Annotated in this window: 17 protein-coding genes and 1 riboswitch; of the genes, 12 read left to right on the forward strand and 5 right to left on the reverse strand. The window is 58.1% G+C overall.

Annotated elements, in window-relative coordinates; translation table 11 throughout:
- Positions 1-35: 35 nt before the first annotated feature.
- From AC4LF3_RS03610 to AC4LF3_RS03620, 3 genes are all read right to left on the reverse strand, one after another.
- Positions 36-845, reverse strand: a complete 810-nt coding sequence (locus AC4LF3_RS03610) for an aldo/keto reductase (protein WP_491834796.1) — start codon at positions 843-845, stop codon at positions 36-38.
- Positions 842-2,017 (reverse strand): NAD(P)/FAD-dependent oxidoreductase, encoded by a 1,176-nt coding sequence (locus AC4LF3_RS03615; RefSeq protein WP_404625390.1) that lies wholly within the window; start codon positions 2,015-2,017, stop codon positions 842-844. The genes AC4LF3_RS03610 and AC4LF3_RS03615 overlap by 4 nt, the downstream gene beginning before the upstream one ends.
- A gap of 66 nt (positions 2,018-2,083) precedes the next feature.
- Positions 2,084-2,416 (reverse strand): DMT family transporter, encoded by a 333-nt coding sequence (locus AC4LF3_RS03620; RefSeq protein WP_010797073.1) that lies wholly within the window; start codon positions 2,414-2,416, stop codon positions 2,084-2,086.
- An 83-nt stretch (positions 2,417-2,499) separates the two neighbouring features.
- Between AC4LF3_RS03620 and AC4LF3_RS03625 the strand changes: the two genes are divergently transcribed.
- Together AC4LF3_RS03625 and waaA are read left to right on the forward strand one after the other, a co-directional pair.
- Positions 2,500-3,384, forward strand: coding sequence for a LysR family transcriptional regulator (locus AC4LF3_RS03625; protein ID WP_019364026.1), 885 nt, complete (start codon positions 2,500-2,502; stop codon positions 3,382-3,384).
- A 69-nt stretch (positions 3,385-3,453) separates the two neighbouring features.
- Complete coding sequence (waaA, locus tag AC4LF3_RS03630) at positions 3,454-4,731, forward strand: lipid IV(A) 3-deoxy-D-manno-octulosonic acid transferase (RefSeq protein ID WP_491834797.1); 1,278 nt, start codon at positions 3,454-3,456, stop codon at positions 4,729-4,731.
- Here waaA and AC4LF3_RS03635 read toward each other — a convergent pair.
- Positions 4,720-6,180, reverse strand: coding sequence for a TolC family outer membrane protein (locus AC4LF3_RS03635; protein ID WP_491834798.1), 1,461 nt, complete (start codon positions 6,178-6,180; stop codon positions 4,720-4,722). The genes waaA and AC4LF3_RS03635 overlap by 12 nt on opposite strands.
- 117 nt (positions 6,181-6,297) lie before the next feature.
- A riboswitch (TPP riboswitch) is annotated at positions 6,298-6,425 on the forward strand.
- A gap of 83 nt (positions 6,426-6,508) precedes the next feature.
- Here AC4LF3_RS03635 and thiC point away from each other — a divergent pair.
- Positions 6,509-8,386, forward strand: a complete 1,878-nt coding sequence (gene thiC, locus AC4LF3_RS03640) for a phosphomethylpyrimidine synthase ThiC (protein ID WP_491834799.1) — start codon at positions 6,509-6,511, stop codon at positions 8,384-8,386.
- 110 nt (positions 8,387-8,496) lie between these two features.
- Positions 8,497-9,771, forward strand: a complete 1,275-nt coding sequence (cytX, locus tag AC4LF3_RS03645; protein WP_491836240.1) for a putative hydroxymethylpyrimidine transporter CytX — start codon at positions 8,497-8,499, stop codon at positions 9,769-9,771.
- Between the two features lie 41 nt (positions 9,772-9,812).
- On the opposite strand, the gene AC4LF3_RS03650 is transcribed toward cytX, so the two are convergent.
- Positions 9,813-10,562 (reverse strand): RsiV family protein, encoded by a 750-nt coding sequence (locus tag AC4LF3_RS03650; RefSeq protein ID WP_026003706.1) that lies wholly within the window; start codon positions 10,560-10,562, stop codon positions 9,813-9,815.
- A gap of 195 nt (positions 10,563-10,757) precedes the next feature.
- Between AC4LF3_RS03650 and AC4LF3_RS03655 the strand changes: the two genes are divergently transcribed.
- From AC4LF3_RS03655 to parC, 8 genes are all read left to right on the forward strand, one after another.
- Complete coding sequence (locus AC4LF3_RS03655; protein WP_288659070.1) at positions 10,758-11,378, forward strand: NUDIX domain-containing protein; 621 nt, start codon at positions 10,758-10,760, stop codon at positions 11,376-11,378.
- The gene (locus AC4LF3_RS03660) at positions 11,369-11,824 is read left to right on the forward strand and encodes a DUF1249 domain-containing protein (RefSeq protein WP_010797081.1); all 456 of its coding nucleotides are present in this window, start codon (positions 11,369-11,371) and stop codon (positions 11,822-11,824) included. The genes AC4LF3_RS03655 and AC4LF3_RS03660 overlap by 10 nt, the downstream gene beginning before the upstream one ends.
- 280 nt (positions 11,825-12,104) lie before the next feature.
- On the forward strand, positions 12,105-12,920 hold the full coding sequence (cpdA, locus tag AC4LF3_RS03665; RefSeq protein ID WP_404625402.1) for a 3',5'-cyclic-AMP phosphodiesterase: 816 nt from the start codon (positions 12,105-12,107) through the stop codon (positions 12,918-12,920).
- Positions 12,921-12,988: 68 nt separating this feature from the next.
- Entirely contained in the window at positions 12,989-13,597 is a 609-nt protein-coding gene (locus AC4LF3_RS03670; protein WP_404625403.1) for a YqiA/YcfP family alpha/beta fold hydrolase, read from the forward strand.
- A 5-nt stretch (positions 13,598-13,602) separates the two neighbouring features.
- Positions 13,603-15,501 carry a DNA topoisomerase IV subunit B gene (gene parE, locus AC4LF3_RS03675; protein ID WP_010797084.1) on the forward strand — a complete coding sequence of 633 codons (1,899 nt, stop codon included), beginning with the start codon at positions 13,603-13,605 and terminating at the stop codon, positions 15,499-15,501.
- Positions 15,498-16,487 carry an esterase-like activity of phytase family protein gene (locus AC4LF3_RS03680; protein WP_491834800.1) on the forward strand — a complete coding sequence of 330 codons (990 nt, stop codon included), beginning with the start codon at positions 15,498-15,500 and terminating at the stop codon, positions 16,485-16,487. Before parE ends, AC4LF3_RS03680 begins: the two co-directional genes overlap by 4 nt.
- Entirely contained in the window at positions 16,484-17,011 is a 528-nt protein-coding gene (locus tag AC4LF3_RS03685) for a retropepsin-like aspartic protease family protein (RefSeq protein WP_037030000.1), read from the forward strand. The genes AC4LF3_RS03680 and AC4LF3_RS03685 overlap by 4 nt, the downstream gene beginning before the upstream one ends.
- A gap of 5 nt (positions 17,012-17,016) precedes the next feature.
- The gene (parC, locus tag AC4LF3_RS03690) at positions 17,017-19,269 is read left to right on the forward strand and encodes a DNA topoisomerase IV subunit A (RefSeq protein ID WP_491834801.1); all 2,253 of its coding nucleotides are present in this window, start codon (positions 17,017-17,019) and stop codon (positions 19,267-19,269) included.
- Positions 19,270-19,338: the final 69 nt, after the last annotated feature.

Consider the following 19,338-nt stretch of genomic DNA (forward strand, 5'->3'; position numbering starts at 1 on the left):
CTCCTGAAATTGTTATCATGGATGCCCCGTGCGCGTTAACGTCTGGACTCGATCACGCTAGCAGCGACACGGACATTATGCGACAGGTGCAACGGATTGATGGTTCCGATGATAGCGCTGGCCACTCCTGGATGACCAAGTACCAGTTCAAAACTGGCCTGGACGGGGTCCACGCCACTCCCAAGACAGACATGTCCGCTGGCCAGCGCCTTTTTGATGAGAATCGCCTTGCCAATAGCGGTCGCATGGTCGATGACCGGCCGCTCGCTCTGCTCGTTGAGGTTGTACGTCACCATGGCGCAATCGCCTTTGTCGAGCGCCAGCAGGCCACCCTCTACTGTCTTGCCGGAAAGGCCGAAAGCGCGAATGGAGCCCTTGCGCTTGAGCGTCTCCAGGGTCGTGTAGACATCTGATTGCTCCAGAATATCGAGATCGTGTCCGTTGGAGTGTACGAGTACCAAGTCAATGCAGTCGGTCCCCAATCGCCTCAGGCTGCGCTCGACGGAAAACCGAGTGTGCTGAGCACTGAAGTCGTGTCGTGATTGGCCGGACTCGAACTCTTCTCCCACTTTGCTGACGATAACCCAATTGTCGCGCTGCCCCTTGAGCAGCTTGCCCAGGCGTTCTTCGCTATGACCATAGGCGGGAGCAGTATCGATGAGGTTGATACCCAGCTCATGGGCAAGGGTCAGTAGGTCAGCAGCTTCCCGGTCATCAGGAATCGTGAAGCCATTGGGATATTTCACACCCTGATCACGGCCCAGCTTCACGGTACCAAGCCCCAGTGGTGAAACCATGAGTCCGGTCGCGCCCAGGGGGCGGTAGTAATCGTGCAAGGTTTTCATGGCAACAGCGTCTCCCAAACTGGGATACCCATCGGTGGCATAGGGTGCGGAGGAAGGGCAGGGTGCGTACCGGGGCGAATACCTTCTCGCTCAAGGACCGCAAAGACTCGATCAGAAAAATCAGGCGCCAGGGCCAGTTTGGTTGGCCAGCCGGCCAGCAGATGGCCGTGTTCCGCCACAAAGGCATTATCTGGACGGGCCATGCTGGATTGCGCCGGCTCTGCACGGTCTACCCGCAAGGTGGCCCACCGCGCCTGGGAGAGGTCTATCCAGGGCAGCAGCTTTTCCAGCTCATGACGAGCCACTGCAATCTGCTCGTCTTCTGAACGTGCTACACCTTCGGCTTCAGCCAGTTCACCTCCCAAGTACCAGACCCATTGCCCGTCAGCTGAGGGGTGTGTGGTCACTGTAATACGGGGCTTCGAACCGCCGCCCAGGCAGTGGGCATAGAGTGGTTTGAGTGTAGGCGCCTTGACCAGCACCATATGCAATGGGCGGCGCTGCATGGCCGGTTGCTCAAGGCCCAGGTCACGTAGCAGGGCTTCGGTGCCTCCGCCTGAGCTCAGTACTACTCGCTGAGCGCGGATAGGCTGGCCGTCCACGATCAGCCCCACCAGTTGCCCATCCTCAAGGATGGGGTCAAGGCGTTGTCCTTTCATCACGCTGTCACCTGCCAGCTCTGCCAGACGCGCAATGAGGCTCGGCACATCCAATACCAGCTCTGCCAAGCGATAGGCCTTGCCCTTGAAGGCACGATCCTGCAGGGCAGGAGGCAGGTCCGATCCCTTGACGGGCTCGACTCGACCGCGAACGGCCTTGCTTGCAAAAAAGCTGGTGAGGTTGCCGGCGAGCGTGCCGGGAGACCAGAGATAATGTGCTTCCGAAAGGATGCGGACACCCTGCAGATCCAGCTCGCCCGTCCCTGCCAGGCTGTCGCGCCAGCGGCGAGGCATTTCGGCAATGGCCTCCGAAGCACCTGTCAGCGCGCCGTGCAGGGCATATTTGGCACCGCCATGGATAATGCCCTGGGACTTCATGCTTTGCCCGCCCCCCAGGGTGCCCGACTCGATCAGGATTGTGGCAAAACCCGCTCGGCGTAGACGGGCGTTCAGCCACAGGCCGGCAATGCCTCCGCCGACGATCAGAATATCGGTGCTCAGTGCTGGGCTCATGTGCAGGACTCTTTCAAAAACAGGCGTGCAGTATAACGTGAGGCGGTTGCAGACGTAGGTCTCAGGTCAATGTCCTGTACTCTTTGAAAACAGTTGAATGACGATAACGCCCAGGATGATAAGGCTCATGCCCAGTATGGCGGCCAGATCAAGTGTCTGCTTGTAGATGACGGCAGCCGCTATGCTGACCAACACGATTCCCATGCCTGACCAGATGGCATAGGCAATACCGACCGGAATAATCTTGACTACCTGAGAAAGAAGCCCAATGGCAACGGCGTAGCCAACGATAACCAGCACCAGCGGGAGCGGTTTGTTGAAGCCATCCAAAGCCTTCATTGCGGTTGTCGCAACGATTTCAGCCGCGATGGCAATAGCCAGATAAATGTAGCCGATCATAAGAAGCATCCTGATTGAAAACGCCAGTCTAGTTTTTCTTGTGATGGGATAAAGTGATTACCTATCTGTAATGGAGATAGGTTATGCAGTGGAGCCTTGATCAGGTTCGTCTGTTTGTGAGTGTGGCCGAGACGTGTTCGTTCTCTGCAGCGGCTCGTCGGTTGGGGCGCGCCCAGTCAGCTATCAGTAGCTCAATTGCCTTGCTGGAAGCAGACCTTGGGGTCCTGCTGTTCGAGCGCAGCAGCGGACGGCAGCCTCGGCTGACCGAGTCGGGACGGGCGCTGCTTGATGAGGCGCGGGAAATTCTGAGGCATTGTGAGCGCCTCGAAAGTCGGGCGCTAGGGCTGACACAGGGCGAGGAAACTCGCTTGCGCTTGGCTCATGATGAAGCGATGCCGTATCAGCCTATCGTCAACAGCCTTGAGACCCTGGCAGCGACCTATCCTTTTCTGGATGTACAGCTTGCCAGTGGCGCCCAGGGAGAGGTTGCGCGAAAGCTGCTTGATCGCCGAGCTGACCTTGGACTCATGTTCCATCACGAGCACATGCCTGATGCCCTGGAGCGCAGGCGGCTTAGTCTGGTGGAGATGGTTACGGTGTGTGGGGCAGGTCATCCCTTGGCTCACTATGCTCGCATCACGCGTCAGCAACTGGCTCAGCACCGGCAGATTCTCATTGCGCCTTATCAGAGCGGTTACCCGGGCGGCGAGCCGATCAGTCCACACGTCTGGCGAGCCGACAGTTTCTATGTGACAGCAGAACTGGTCATGCGTGACATTGGTTGGGCCTGGCTGCCTCGTCATGTGGCCCGCTATCCTACTTACTTGAATCACTTGGTGGAGCTGGCCAGTGACTGGACGCCACCTCCGCTGGTAGTTGAGCTGGTCTGGCGGCGTGACGAGCCCCAGGGGCCTGCGGCGCGCTGGTTGGGTGAGCACTTTGCCGAGCAGCTGCAAGCCATTGGTTAAGGCCGTCCTAGGATCAACAGAGGGCTTTGCCATCGCCTTTCCATGCAAAGCGGGCTAAGCTCCGCCGCCATGAACAGAATTCTCTATAGCCTGCTTTTCTATATTGCCCTTCCTTTCATTGCCGTGCGCTTAGTGCTCCGCTCGCGCAGGGCGCCGCTCTATCGTCAGCGCATGGGAGAGCGGTTTTCCCTTGGCCTTCCGCCCATGCGGCCTGGTGGTCTTTGGATACATGCGGTTTCAGTGGGAGAAAGTATTGCCGCTGCGCCAATGGTACGGGCTCTGATCGAGCGGCATCCCGATTTGCCCGTCACGGTAACTTGTATGACGCCTACCGGTTCAGAGCGAATTCGGGCGCTGTTTGGTGACCAGGTGCAGCATTGTTATCTACCTTATGATGTGCCCTGTGCAGTCGCACGGTTTCTGGATCATGTACGACCGACGCTAGCTGTCATCATGGAGACCGAGCTCTGGCCCAACTATATCCATCAGTGCTCCTGTCGAGGGATTCCGGTAGCACTGGCCAATGCCCGCCTGTCTGCACGATCGGCAAAAGGATATGGTCGTCTGGAGGGTGTCACGCGCCCCATGCTGTCATCCATGGACTGGATCGCGGTCCAGACACCGGCGGAGGCCGAGCGGTTTACCTCGCTTGGGGCCCGGCCTGAGTGTGTCACTGTGACAGGATCCATCAAATTCGACCTGAGTATCGATCCGGCGCTGATTAGTCGTGCAGAGGTGTTGCGAGAAGCCTGGGGACATCGCCCTGTCTGGATTGCAGCCAGTACCCATGCCGGCGAGGACGAGATTCTTCTGGCGGCCCATACGCGGTTACGCCAGCACTTGCCTGACGCGCTGATGATACTGGTGCCGCGTCATCCTGAGCGCTTCGATGATGTTTTCAAGCATTGTCAGCAAAGCCAGTTGAGCACTGCGCGCCGCTCGAAGGACGAGCCGGTTGCTCACGACACGGCCGTTTACCTAGGCGATACGATGGGCGAGTTGCTCTTCTTATATGCCGCAGCGGATGTCGCTTTTGTAGGAGGTAGCCTGATCGAGCGGGGCGGGCATAATCTTCTGGAGCCGGCAGCCCTGGGTAAGCCGGTTCTTTCCGGACCGCATGTATTTAACTTTCTGGACATCGCGGCGCAACTGCGCGATGCGCAGGCCTTGCGTGATGTAAGGAGCACCGAGGATATTGCTGAGGCGCTCCAGCTGCTGCTGATGGATGAGCATGTAGCCGACCAGATGCGGCAGGGCGGACTGGCTGTACTCAAAGCCAACCAGGGCGCCTTGCAGCGCCTGCTGGATGGGCTGGATCGGTTGATCAGGCATTCGTCAGGGTCTTAACGAGGGCCGCTGCGTCATACTGATGGGTTTGGCCAGATCCGGAGGCAGGAAGTCACGGTCCGGATCGTAGTCAGGTTTCAAATAGCGCGACAGCTCAAGCAGGTCGTTCGGGCTCAGAATGCCGGCTGACTGCTTCAGGCGCAGGTTATCCAGGATATAGTCATAGCGAGCATTGTTGTACTCACGAACGGCGTTATAGAGCTGGCGCTGTATGTCGAGTACATCGACAATGCTGCGTGTACCCACCTGATAGGCGATCTGGGTAGCCTCCAAGGCGCGTTGACTGGACGCAATGTTTTGCTTGCGTGCAGCAATCTGCTCAACATCGGTGTTAATGGCGCGATGGTAGTTGCGTGTATTTTGTACCACCTCACGGCGCATGCTCTCGCGCTGCTGCTCGCTCTGGTCCAGCCGCTGATAGGCTTCGCGTACCTGGGAGCTGGTCAGCCCGCCGGTATAAAGGGGAACATTGACCTGCACGCCCACGCTGCGCTGGCTGACAGGGCTGTCGAAAATATCGACACCCGGATTGGGCAGGTTGAAAGCGTCATTGTCGCCGCGCTGGTAGCGTGCCACTGCATCCACGGTGGGTAGGTGTCCGGCCTTGCGCTGGCGCAAGATTTCCTGCGCCGTGTCTACGGCTGAGTTGGAGGCCAGCAGTTGGAGGTTCTGCGCCACGGCGCGATCGACCCAGGCCTTGGCATCGTTGGGCATGGGTGGCAGGATCGGCAGATCGTGGCGAATGCCTTCAAGCGCGTTGTACTCGCGATTGGTCAGGCGGACCAGCCCTTGGAAGGCGTCTTGCACATTACGCGAAGCCAGAGAGCTGTTGGCCTTGGCTGTGTCATAACTGGCCTGGGCCTGGAGTACATCGGTCTCGTCCGTCAGCCCCACCTTGAACCGCTCCCGGGTCTGGTCGAGCTGGCGGAAGAGGGCTGCTTCCTCAGCCCTGGCTGTCGCCAAGGCATCTTGGGCACGCAAGGCGCTGAAGTAGCCTTCCGCCGTTTGCAGGATCAGGTTCTGCTGGGCGGCTGAAAACTGGTACTCGGCCTGTTCCGTACCGGCCTTGGCTGCCTGGAGTTGAAACCAACGATCTGCCCGGAACAGCGGCTGGCTGAGGTTGGCCTGGATCATCTGACTGCTGCGATCACTCTTATAGCGACCTTCTGCAATCCCTAAAGTGTCGTTCTGCTTCAGTCCCAGACTCATATGGGTGTCATTGACTTGAGCGCCCAAGCTGAGCTGCGGTAGCAGGCCTGCGCGGGCTTGCGGAATGGCTTCCCGCTGCGCGGCAAGGCCGGCACGCTCGGCTGCCAGATCGGAGTTATTGTTGAGGGCTTCCTGGTAAACCGCGACCAGTCCGTTCTGTGTAGTAGACGACTCTGCTGGCTGAGCCATAACCAGGCTGCAGGCACAGCTCAGGGTTGAAAAGAGAACGATACGCAGCATGTGAGGTCCTGGCATAGCTTTCCATGTTGTAGGGCGAGTGTAGCCGTATCGGCCATACGAGAGAAAATATGCTGTGAAGTTTCCTGGCGGGTAACGCATTCTGTGTTTACACTGCAGACGTTCTTGTCGGGGTGCGTCATACGAAGCGCTGAGATCGGGTAGTCCCGGATCCCGTTGAACCTGATCGGGCTAAACTCGTCGCGTGCGACGTGCCAACCCGCGTAGGGAACAAGAGGTCATGTTCGCTCGAGCAGACCACCTTGCAGGCATCCGCCTGTTCCTGAATATCAGGTTCTTCCCCGGCACCGTGCCTACCAGGAGAGCCTCGATGAACAAGCAGAACAATGTCACCGATTTCACCCAGGTCGATCGCCAGTCCACCCAGCCGTTTCCCAACTCCCGAAAGGTCTACCTGACTGGCTCCCGACCGGATATCCGTGTGCCGGTTCGTGAGATCCGTCTGGCTGACACGCCAACCGCGTTTGGCGGCGAAAAGAATGCGCCGGTGTTTGTCTACGATACCTCAGGCCCCTATACCGACCCTGATGTACGCATCGATCTGCGCAAGGGACTGCCGGATGTTCGCTCGCGCTGGATTGATGAGCGTGGTGATACCGAGATTCTACCGGGGCTTTCCTCCGAGTTCGGGCGTGCTCGCCTGGATGATCCGGCCCTTGACGCCCTGCGGTTTGCCCATGTCCGGACCCCGCGCCGGGCCAAGGCAGGGCACAACGTCAGTCAGATGCATTACGCCAGGAAAGGCATCATCACGCCGGAAATGGAATACATCGCCATTCGCGAGAACATGAAGCTTCAGGAGGCTCGGGAGGCGGGTCTTTTGACGCAGCAACACGGCGGGCAAAGCTTTGGTGCTGCCATCCCGAAAGAAATTACCGCGGAGTTCGTCCGGGACGAAGTGGCCCGTGGCCGCGCCATCATCCCTGCAAACATCAACCATATTGAACTGGAGCCGATGATTATCGGCCGCAACTTCCTGGTGAAGATCAACGGCAACATCGGTAACAGTGCGCTGGGGTCCTCGATCGAGGAAGAGGTGGAAAAACTGACCTGGGGCATCCGCTGGGGCGCTGATACGGTGATGGACCTGTCTACCGGTAAGCATATTCACGAGACGCGTGAGTGGATCCTGCGTAACAGTCCGGTCCCGATCGGGACGGTTCCGATCTATCAGGCGCTGGAAAAAGTCGGTGGTGTAGCCGAGGACCTGACTTGGGAGATCTTCCGCGACACGCTTATCGAGCAGGCCGAACAGGGAGTGGACTACTTCACCATTCATGCGGGGGTACGGTTGCGCTACGTGCCGCTGACGGCCAAGCGCGTGACCGGTATCGTTTCGCGCGGCGGTTCCATCATGGCCAAGTGGTGTCTGGCGCATCACCAGGAGAATTTCCTGTATACGCATTTCGAAGAAATCTGCGAAATCATGAAGGCCTATGACGTCAGCTTCTCCCTGGGGGATGGCCTGCGGCCTGGCTCTATTGCGGATGCCAATGATGCCGCCCAGTTTGGTGAACTGGAGACGTTGGGCGAGCTGACCAAGCTGGCCTGGAAGCATGACGTCCAGTGCATGATCGAAGGTCCGGGCCATGTGCCGATGCAGCTGATCAAGGAAAACATGGACAAGCAGCTCGAATGCTGCGACGAGGCGCCGTTCTACACGCTTGGCCCCCTGACCACGGACATCGCCCCCGGCTATGACCACATTACCTCTGGTATCGGCGCCGCCATGATCGGTTGGTTCGGCTGTGCCATGCTGTGCTATGTCACGCCCAAGGAACACCTGGGCTTGCCCAACAAAGACGACGTCAAAACCGGCATCATCACTTATAAGATCGCTGCCCACGCCGCTGACCTCGCCAAGGGTCATCCTGGCGCCCAAATCCGTGATAACGCACTAAGCAAGGCACGCTTCGAATTTCGCTGGGAAGACCAGTTCAACCTGGGCCTGGACCCGGACACAGCGCGTGCTTTCCACGACGAGACCCTGCCCAAGGACTCTGCCAAGGTGGCGCACTTCTGCTCGATGTGCGGGCCCAAGTTCTGCTCCATGAAGATTACTCAGGAAGTGCGTGATTACGCCAAGGAGAATGGGTTGACCGATGAGCAAAGAGCCATCGAAGCCGGGTTTCAGGAGCAGGCAGCACGGTTCAAGGAAGAGGGAAGTGTGATTTACAAGCAGGTTTAACGCGAGGGTTGTTGTGTAGTGCTAAGCCGCGTCCCTGGGCGCGGCTTCTTATTATGTTCAGGGCGACTCAAAAAGTGCGCCTGTCCCGTTGATTACCCGAGATATCGTTTATTGTGAGTACGACCAGCACCTATTCACCCGACATCGTGGTGCCTGACGCACGCCGTGTATTAGGCGGACGTGATTTCTTTTCCCTGTGGTTTTCGCTCAGCGTCGGGCTCATGGTGGTTCAGACCGGGGCGCTTCTGGCTCCCGGACTTGGCCTTGCCCAGGGCTGGCTTACGATTCTATGTGGTTCGGTTGCCGGCTCACTGCTCCTGGCCGTTGTTGGGACCATCGGGAGCCGCACCGGCCTTTCAGCCATGTCGGCGCTCAAGCTGAACCTTGGGCGTTACGGTGCGGTAGTTCCTGCCGTACTGAACATCCTGCAGCTGATAGGATGGGGCAGCTTCGAGCTGGTGGTTATGAGAGATGCAGCCCTTCTGCTAACGGACCGTTACCTGGGGGCGGGTGGCTGGCTGGCCAATCCGGTCTTCTGGACGCTGACATTCGGCGTACTGGTCACGATTCTGGCGGTCGCCGGTCCGCTTACCTTCGTTCGCCGCATTCTGCGTCGCTGGGGTATTTGGCTGCTCCTGGCCGCCTGCATTTGGCTGACCTGGAATTTCTTCTCCAAGGCAGATCTGGCTGCGCTGTGGGCGCGTCCTGGTGATGGATCACTGAATTTTGCAGCCGGATTCGATATTGCTATCGCCATGCCGCTGTCCTGGTTACCACTGATTGCCGACTATGCTCGGTTTGGGCGCGGGCAGGCTGGCGTGTTTGGCGGCACGGCCATTGGTTACTGCCTGGGCAACTTCTGGCTGATGGGACTGGGCGTGGCCTATACCCTGGCTTTCGCTGATGCAAGCCAGACCAATGCTCTGTTACTGGCCCTGGCGGGCGCAGGCGTAGGCATACCCCTGCTGCTGATCCTGCTGGATGAGTCGGAAAATACATTTGCAGCCATTCATTCAGCTGCCGTGTCTTCCGGCATTTTGGTCCGGCTCAAGGTCGAGCATCTGTCACTGGCTTTCGGCGTGCTGTGTACACTCATCGCGTGGCAGGTTGCCCTGGCTGAATACGAGCACTTTCTACTGCTCATCGGGTCGGTATTCGCCCCACTTTTTGGCGTGGTACTGGTCGACCATTTTATCCTTCGTACCCAGCACGCCGATCATGTAGCCATGACGACGCTGCGCTGGGACACCCTCATCGCCTGGGGCTGCGGTGTAGCGATCTATCATCTGCTTGCTGCTTTCTGGCCCGTACTGGGGGCAACCCTGCCGGCGCTGATCCTGGCGGGTCTACTTCAGTTGGTGCTGGGGAGACTGATTGCACGGTAGGAGTCGGTAGCCTGGCGATTCGCATCGCCAGGCTAGCAGGCTTACAGCGCGCGGCGGCCTGGAAAGTATTCAGGGCGCACGATGCCGTTCAGCTTGGGATAGGGAATCTTGATAAGCGGATGGCCCATGGAGTAGGGCGCAATGCTGGTGACATCATACTTCAGCGTGACGGCACCGAAATCCAGTGCAATGTTGGATGTCTTGACGAAGGGCCATTCTTTCTCGAAGGCACCGTCGTCCTTGAGTCCGTTGGCTATCAGCCATGCCTGGTGGGCGGTTTTGGCTACATCCCAGAAAGCCTGTTCCTGTCCTGGCACCAGGATGTCCTGAAGCGTCAGGACTTTCTTTTGCTGACGATCATAATTGATGATGCTGCGGCCCGGCTGGCCGTGGGCACCGCCTGTGTCCAGATAGGATGACAGCTCGACAATCACCAGCCCGTCATGCTGCTCGCGTATGTTGGCCTGCAGGTAACTGCTCCAGCGCGGCTGCGCATTGCGCAGGAAGTCCTGCTCGTAAGCGTCCAGCGACTGTGCTACCGGGGCTCCCGGTTCCGGTCGGGTTTCCTCAAGCAAGGCTTGCTCGATGATCGCATTAAGGTGTTCATCGTCGAACTTCAGCGTATCGACATTGACGAAGGGGCAGTCAGCATTGGCGCAGCCCGCCGGACGGTGCTCCCACGCCACACGCTTGGGCTTGAGCGGTTCGTTCAGGTCAGGCTTGAAAAAGCTTTGGCAGGCACTCAATAAAACGGCCGCGCTGGCGATAACGAGTAGTTTGGACAGTCGCATGGGGCTCCTTGGTAGGTAGAGGGGCTGTGCTCAGGATGTGCTTCGAGTGCATCCGGTGCAATGAGTTCGGCATCAAACCGTTCAGTCATCCGCATATCTTCCAGTCTTCCGGGCGGTACTGCCAAGGGGCTGCATCCTTCAAGCGGTCACGCTAGGATGGCGCGATTGTCACGACTGAAGTCCGGAGAGGCTTAGATGAGCGAAAACGTAAAGTCAGCCCCAGGCGACTTCGAAATTGAGCGCCGCGAAGAGTGTTTCAGAGGGTTTTATCGCGTAGACCGTCTATATTTACGGCATCGGTTGTTTTCCGGCGAAATGGGTCGCCGGTTGGATCGGGAGCTTTTTGTTCGGCACGATGCGGTCTGCGTACTGCCCTACGATCCCAAGCGGGATAAGGTAGTTCTGGTAGAGCAGTTCAGGGTTGGGGCCATCGATAAAAGTGATAATCCGTGGCTGCTTGAGCCGATAGCCGGGCTGATCGACAAGAGCCATGAGGTGCCCGAAGAGGTCGCTCATCGCGAAGCGCAAGAAGAGGCTGGTCTGGCCTTGCAATCGCTATGGCCCATCTCCACTTACTTCCCCTCTCCAGGTGGCAGTGACGAGCTGGTGCATCTCTTCCTGGCCCGTGTGGACAGCGACGAGGCTGGCGGTGTGCACGGCTTGCCTGAAGAAGGGGAAGATATTCGTGTTCACGTCATGCCTTTCGAGGATGCGCTGGACGCCGTCAAGAATGGAAAAATCAATAACGCAGCGGCAATGATTGCCTTGCAATGGCTGGCGCTCAATCGCGCCGAGGTACGTGGTTTATGGGTTTGAAAGGGCGGGATCGCTACCGAGTTGACTTGCCGGGGCTGCAGGCCACGTGCGAGTCCAACTATCTGCGACTGATGCAGCTTCTTCCCAAGATGCGCGAGGCACTGATTTCCCGTCGTGTGGCGCTTTCGCAGGGAGAAAAGCTGTTGGGCATACTGGCCTTGGAAGTGACCGAGGCGTGTCCATATACAACAACACTGCAGGTCAGCCAGGAGCTTGGGCTTCCCTGGTTGCCTGTGCCCAGGCTTGAAGTGCGTGTTTACCATGATGCACGCATGGCAGAGGTCATCAGCGCGGGGCCGACCCGCCGGTTACAGGCAATCTATCCGTATCCGAACGAGCTGATGAACCATCCTGACGAAAAGACCCAGCTGAATTTGTTTCTAGGCGAATGGTTGAGCCACTGCATGGCATGCGGACACGAGTCCGAACCTGTCCTGCAACGCTGATTACCGCTTTGTCCTCCGGCGCGCGTGTCTCGCCGCCATAGAAACTCCCAGCCACGGATCGATACGCAAATAATGGCTTTGTGCTAGCATTTAATTTGATGCTGCTACCGTCGCCTGCTGCCGTAAAACGACCTTTTGTCGCTGCGTGATGTAATACCTTGTCAAACAGGGGTCGGCATACAGTTCATCGGTTACAAGTGTGAACTGTGCACCATCTGTTAGGTGCGCTTACATGCACTCTCTACACTTTGATTTGTTGTAGACGCCGCGATTCAAGGAGATGGCTTTGGCTACGTCGCCAGATTTCCTCGCTGCACCGCTTGTGGTCCAGCTTACCGATAGTCACCTGTTTTCCTCTCCCGAGGGGCGCCTGTTGGGGTTGGATACCCGCTATAGCCTGGAACAGGTTGTAGAGCGCGTACGAGCCGAGCAGCCGACGATAGACCTGATACTGGCCAGCGGAGACCTGGCACAGGAAAGTACGCCCGAGGCCTACCAGTCCTTCAAGGAGCTTACGGCTTGCCTTGATGCGCCTGCCCGCTGGTTGCCGGGCAACCATGACAAGGTCAAGGTAATGCAAACCTTCTGTGCCGGAACAGACCTCATGGACCCCGTGCTCGATATGGGGCAGTGGCGGCTGATCATGCTGGATTCGACCATTAATGGTGCCGTGCCCGGGCGGTTCGACCAGGAGCAGCTCGAGCTGCTCGAAAAGGCACTGAGCGAAGCACCGGATCGACACGTGCTGGTGTCTTTCCATCACCACCCTGTTCAGGTGGGCTGCCAGTGGATGGAGCCGTTAGGGGTTCTCAATCCTGAGGCGCTTTTTGAAGTGCTGGATCGGTATTCGCAAGTGCGCGTCATTCTCTGGGGTCATATCCATCAGGAATTTGATCAGATGCGTAACGGTGTGCGCCTGTTGGCATCACCGTCAACAGGGCTGCAGTTCGAGCCGAACAGCATCGATTTCAAAGTGGGCATGCAAGCCCCAGGCTACCGCTGGCTCAGGCTGTTACCGGACGGTACGATTGAAACCGGCATCTCGCGGGTAGAAGGGGTGGATTTCAATGTGGATTTCCAGGGCAGTGGTTATTAGCCGATAGGCCTTCAAGAGGAGCCAAAAAAAGGTTAATATAGCACTGGTTATTTATACAGGATTAACCAGTGCCTTCTGTACTGTATATCCACGGCTTCAATAGCTCGTCGGCTTCCCTCAAAGCTCGCCAGCTCCATGCCTGCATGCAGCAGCTCGGCCTGCAGGGGTGCGTTCGCGTGCCTGATCTTCATTATGACCCTGTCATTGCCATGTCTCAGCTTGAGACATCTCTGGCTGCTTTGGGCCAGCCTTTACTGGTCGGCAGTTCATTAGGCGGCTACTATGCCACCGTTCTTGCCGAGCGTTATGGCCTGAAGGCCCTACTGGTTAATCCGGCAGTGCGCCCCTGGCGTTTGATCGATGCTTATCGGGGGCCGCAGAAAAACTATTACAGCGGTGAGGAGTGGGTATTGACGGACGCTCACGTTGACGCGCTGGCGGCGCTTGATGTGGGCGCGCCTCAGGATCCTTCCCGCTACCAGGTGTGGCTGCAGACGGCTGACGAGACGCTCGACTATCGCGACGCCCAGGCGCTTTATCAAGGATGTGCATTGCGCATCGAAGCGGGTGGAGACCATGGTTTCCAGAACTTCGCTGAAAAGCTGCCTTCGCTATTGTCCTTTGCCGGTTTCTCGCCTGTCTTGTGGCATGGCATCGATTTTTCGACTTTCAAATAGAGATTATGGCCCAGCAAAACGCCTATACCGCAGAAGCTATCGAGGTCCTGTCCGGACTGGATCCGGTGCGCAAGCGCCCGGGCATGTACACCGACACGACTCGTCCCAATCACCTGGCGCAGGAAGTGATCGACAACAGTGTCGACGAGGCGCTGGCCGGTCATGCCCGTAGTGTGCAGGTCATCCTTCATGAGGATAACTCTCTGGAAGTGCTCGACGACGGTCGTGGTATGCCAGTCGACATCCATCCGGAAGAAGGCGTATCAGGCGTCGAATTGATCCTGACCAAACTGCACGCCGGCGGTAAGTTTTCCAACAAGAACTACCAGTTCTCCGGTGGCTTGCACGGGGTGGGTATTTCTGTAGTGAATGCGCTGTCCACCCGTGTCGAGATCAAGGTCAAGCGTGATGGCAGCGAGTATGCCATGGCATTTGCCGATGGCTTCAAGGCGAGTGAGCTGGCCGTAGTGGGCAGTGTCGGCAAGCGCAACACCGGCACCAGCGTTCATTTCTGGCCTGACCCCAAATACTTCGACTCGCCAAAGTTTTCTGTCAGCCGGTTGAAGCATATTCTCAAGGCAAAGGCCGTTCTCTGCCCTGGCCTTGCGGTCAGTTTCGAGGACAAGGCCAGCGGTGAGCGTATCGAGTGGCATTATGAAGATGGCCTGCGCTCCTATCTGGTTGATGCGGTAGGTGACGCCTTACGCCTGCCGGAGGCTCCGTTCTTCGGCAGCCTGGCGTCAGACAAGGAGGCCGTCGACTGGGCGCTCTTGTGGTTGCCTGAAGGCGGTGAGTCGGTTCAGGAAAGCTACGTCAACCTAATCCCTACTGCCCAGGGTGGAACGCACGTCAATGGTTTGCGTCAGGGGCTGCTCGATGCCATTCGTGAGTTCTGCGAGTTTCGCAATCTCTTGCCCCGTGGTCTTAAGCTTGCGCCCGAGGATATCTGGGAGCGCATCGCCTTCGTCCTGTCGATGAAGATGCAGGAGCCTCAGTTCTCTGGCCAGACCAAGGAGCGTCTCTCCTCGCGTGAGGCTTCAGCGTTCGTCTCGGGCGTCGTTAAAGATGCCTTCAGCCTTTGGCTTAATGCCAACCCAGAGCTGGGTCTGCAAGTCGCTGAGCTGGCCATCAACAATGCCGGGCGTCGCCTGAAGGCTGGCAAGAAGGTTGAGCGTAAGAAGATCACTCAAGGCCCCGCACTGCCCGGTAAGCTCGCGGACTGCGTAGGGCAGGAGCCGCTGCGCTGTGAGCTGTTCCTGGTTGAAGGGGACTCAGCAGGCGGTAGCGCCAAGCAGGCTCGCAATAAGGAGTTTCAGGCGATCATGCCGTTGCGCGGTAAGATCCTGAACACCTGGGAAGTCGACGGTGGTGAGGTTCTGGGTAGCCAGGAGGTTCATGACATCGCGGTTGCGATTGGCGTGGATCCCGGTGCAGCGGACCTTTCCCAGCTACGGTACGGCAAAATCTGCATCCTGGCGGATGCCGACTCTGACGGTCTGCATATCGCCACGCTGCTGTGTGCACTGTTTGTGCGCCACTTCCGACCGTTGGTGGAGGCCGGGCATGTCTATGTCGCCATGCCTCCCCTGTATCGGATTGACCTGGGTAAGGAGGTCTACTATGCGCTGGATGAGGCCGAGCGAGACGGTATCCTTGATCGCCTTGCGGCCGAGAAGAAGCGTGGCAAGCCACAGGTGACCCGATTCAAGGGGCTGGGTGAGATGAACCCGCTTCAGTTGCGTGAGACCACGATGGATCCCAATACGCGACGGCTGGTGCAGCTTACCCTGGAGGACACTCCTGGGACGCTCGAAATCATGGATATGCTGTTGGCAAAAAAACGCTCTGGGGATCGCAAAAGCTGGCTGGAGAGCAAGGGGAACCTGGCTGAGGTGCTTGTTTGAGTAAGCATTGGCGCCTGTGGGCTCTATTAATACTGCTAGGTCTCGGTTTGCAGCAGGCCAGTGCAGCGGAAGAGCTGCGCCTGGAAGCAGAATATCCTGTGGAAGGGATGCGAGGCGGCAATCTGTCCGGCCTGGCACTGTGCAAGGGTGAATTCTGGACGATATCGGATCGCGACGATGACCAATATTATCGTCTGGACTCGAGCGGCGAGATCTGGAAGGCCGAAGCTCATCCGATTTCGGCAGGCCCTCCGCCTTCAGCAGGGCTGCCTTGGAACCTTCGCCTGTTTGTCCGCCTTGCAGAGTACAAGCGAGGCGGGACGGTCGATCTTGAGGGCATCACCTGTGATGAGGCGGGTAACCGTTATCTGGTCAGCGAAGGATACGCGGCAGTATTGCTCGATCCTGTGCAGGGTGGTCAGTCCTGGCTGAAGCTGCCTTGGAACCTGATGTCACAGGCAAACCGTCATGGTCTTCTTACACACTTCAATTCCATTTATGAAGGTATCTCTGTAAGCCCGGATGGCCAGCAGATCTGGCTGGCAGCAGAGCGGCAGCGCCGCGGAATCCTGACGCTGTTCAAGCAGGGCGATAAGTGGGTCTGCCATGGTAGCTGCGTCATGTTTGCCGAGGGCGGGACCACACCGATTCCGCCTGCGCTGGGTAAACGCGGCCCGCTACCTGTCGACTTTTCCGACATGGTCTATTACCACGGAAAGCTCTTTACCCTGGAACGTGCGGCTCATCAACTCTGTCGTCGTAGCGCTGAGTCGGGTATTGCCGAACGCTGTTGGTCATTCGCTAAAACACTGCTGGCCCCTGTTCGGCATTACCGGCAGAACTGGGGATTGGCCGAGGCGCTATGGATAGACGAGCGAGGCGCCTGGATTGGCCTGGATACCGGTGATCTGGCGCGCGAGGATGGTGACAAGCGGCCTTACGTTCTGCATTACGCTGCACCCGCCGCGGGCTGGGACGCACCGTGAGTCATCAGACGGCAGGCCAGCGTGCCGGACGCGTCATGCTCTTTCTTGCGTGGGGGGCAGGGCTATGGCTCTTGGCGCACTGGTTTGGCGGCCTTGAGCTGCAGCGGCAGAACCCTAATCAGGTGCCTGTCTCCCAGCACGGCGATGGCTATATCGAGGTTAGTCTGGCCGGTAATGGTGCAGGACACTTTCTGGCCAACGGATCGCTGAATGGCAAGGACGTCACCTTTGTAGTCGATACGGGCGCAACTGATGTTGCCCTGTCAGCTGAGCTGGCGGCCACGCTGAAACTGCCCCATGGCGGCCCTGTTCTGTTGAGCACAGCCAATGGTCGGGCCGAAGGCTGGCGTACCCGTATCAATGAGCTTCGATTGGGCGATATCGTGCTGCACGACGTACGTGCGCTGGTTGCGCCCAATATCGATGGTGATCAGGTGCTGCTTGGTATGAGCGCCCTGCGCCAACTTGAATTCACCCAGCGCGGCGGCACCTTGCTGCTGCGCCAGTATACGAAACAAGAGTAAACCGCATGAGCGACTCTCTCGATCTGAGTATGGACGGTGTAGAACGCCGTTCGCTGGCCGATTTTACCGAGCAGGCGTACCTGAATTATTCCATGTACGTCATCATGGACCGAGCCCTTCCTCATATCGGCGACGGTTTGAAGCCTGTGCAGCGGCGCATCATTTATGCGATGAGCGAGCTTGGCCTGAGCGCCGATGCCAAGCACAAAAAGTCAGCCCGTACCGTAGGCGATGTGCTGGGTAAGTACCATCCGCATGGCGACAGTGCCTGCTACGAGGCCATGGTGCTCATGGCGCAGCCATTCTCCTACCGGTATCCACTGGTTGATGGCCAAGGCAACTGGGGCGCCCCTGACGATCCCAAATCGTTTGCCGCCATGCGTTATACCGAGGCGCGGCTGTCCCGCTATTCCGAAGTCCTGCTGACTGAGCTGGGGCAGGGTACTGTGGATTGGGTGCCCAATTTCGACGGCACCATGGATGAGCCCGCGGTATTGCCTGCTCGGCTGCCCAATCTGTTGCTCAACGGCACGACCGGTATCGCCGTAGGGATGGCTACCGATATTCCTCCCCATAACCTTCGGGAGGTCGCCGCCGCGTGTATCCGTCTGCTGGATGAGCCGCAGTCAACGGTTACTCAGTTGACCGAGCATGTGCCAGGTCCGGATTTTCCGACCGAGGCAGAGATCGTCACCCCACGTGCGGATCTTCTGAAGCTTTACGAGACAGGTCGCGGCTCCGTACGCATGCGTGCCGTATACCGCAAGGAAGATGGCGAGGTTGTCATCACAGCGCTGCCGCATCAGGTGTCGGGCGCCAAGGTGCTGGAGCAGATCGCTGCCCAGATGCAAGCCAAAAAGTTGCCGATGGTCGCTGACCTGCGTGACGAATCCGACCATGAAAACCCGACCCGTATTGTTGTCGTGCCACGCTCCAATCGGGTCGACCTCGACGAGCTGATGCAGCATCTGTTTGCCACAACCGATCTGGAGTCCAGCTATCGCGTAAACCTCAACGTGATCGGGTTGGATGGCAAGCCGCAGGTCAAGAACCTTCGGCAGGTATTGGGTGAGTGGCTGACGTACCGTATCGGCACTGTACGCCGTCGCCTGCAATTCCGTCTGGACAAGGTCGAGCGCCGCTTGCATCTGCTCGAAGGTTTGATGATCGCCTTCCTCAATCTGGACGAAGTGATTCATATCATCCGTACCGAGGAGCAGCCCAAGGCTGTGCTGATGGCTCGTTTCGGGTTGAGCGAGACCCAGGCTGACTACATCCTCGATACCCGGCTGCGTCAGCTGGCGCGCCTGGAGGAAATGAAGATCAAGAGCGAGCAGGACGAACTCCTCAAAGAGCAAAAGCGACTTCAAGGGCTATTGGGCAGCGACAAGAAGCTACGCAAGCTGGTGCGCGATGAGCTGATCCAGGATGCCGAGGCGTATGGCGATGAGCGGCGTTCACCGATTGTCGAGCGTGCGGAAGCGCGCGCGTTGTCTGAAACCGAACTTATGCCTACTGAGCCGGTAACGGTTGTCCTGTCTGAAAAGGGATGGGTTCGCAGCGCCAAAGGGCACGACATCGATGCCACCGGCCTTTCCTACAAGGCGGGAGATGGATTCAAGGCCGCGGCGCCAGGGCGATCCAATCAGTTTGCCGTCTTTATCGACTCCACGGGGCGAAGCTATTCACTGGCTGCACATTCGCTGCCTTCTGCGCGGGGACAAGGTGAGCCCTTGACGGGGCGTCTTATGCCGCCGCCGGGCGCTACGTTCGAAACGGTACTTCTGCCGGATGACGGGCAGCTGTATGTCATGGCATCCGATGCAGGATATGGGTTCGTTGTCAAAGGCGAAGATCTGCAGGCCAAGAACAAGGCGGGCAAGGCCTTGATTAACTTGCCGGCGGGGGCGCAGGTCATGGTGCCTAAGGTGGTTCGCAATGCTGAGCAGGATCTGCTTGCAGCAGTTACGACTGAAGGGCGTCTGCTGGTCTTCAATGTGTCTGATCTGCCTCAGCTGGCCAAGGGTAAAGGCAACAAGATCATTGGGATTCCCGGTGATAAGGTCGCCAGTCGTGAAGAGTACATGGTGGGCTTTGCCATCGTACCGCCAGGTGGTCAGCTGGTGTTGCAGGCAGGTAAGCGGACCTTGTCCCTCAAGGGCGATGACCTTGAGCATTACAGAGGTGAGCGCGGGCGTCGCGGCAACAAACTGCCACGCGGTTTCCAGCGTGTTGATGCCTTGGATGTCGAGATTTGATCGGATTGGCTGGAAGATGGCGTAAAATTCTAGGATGATTCGCCGTCTGTTTTCGTCCGACGTAATCGG

It is taken from the genome of Pseudomonas sp. C2.3V (assembly GCF_058536325.1).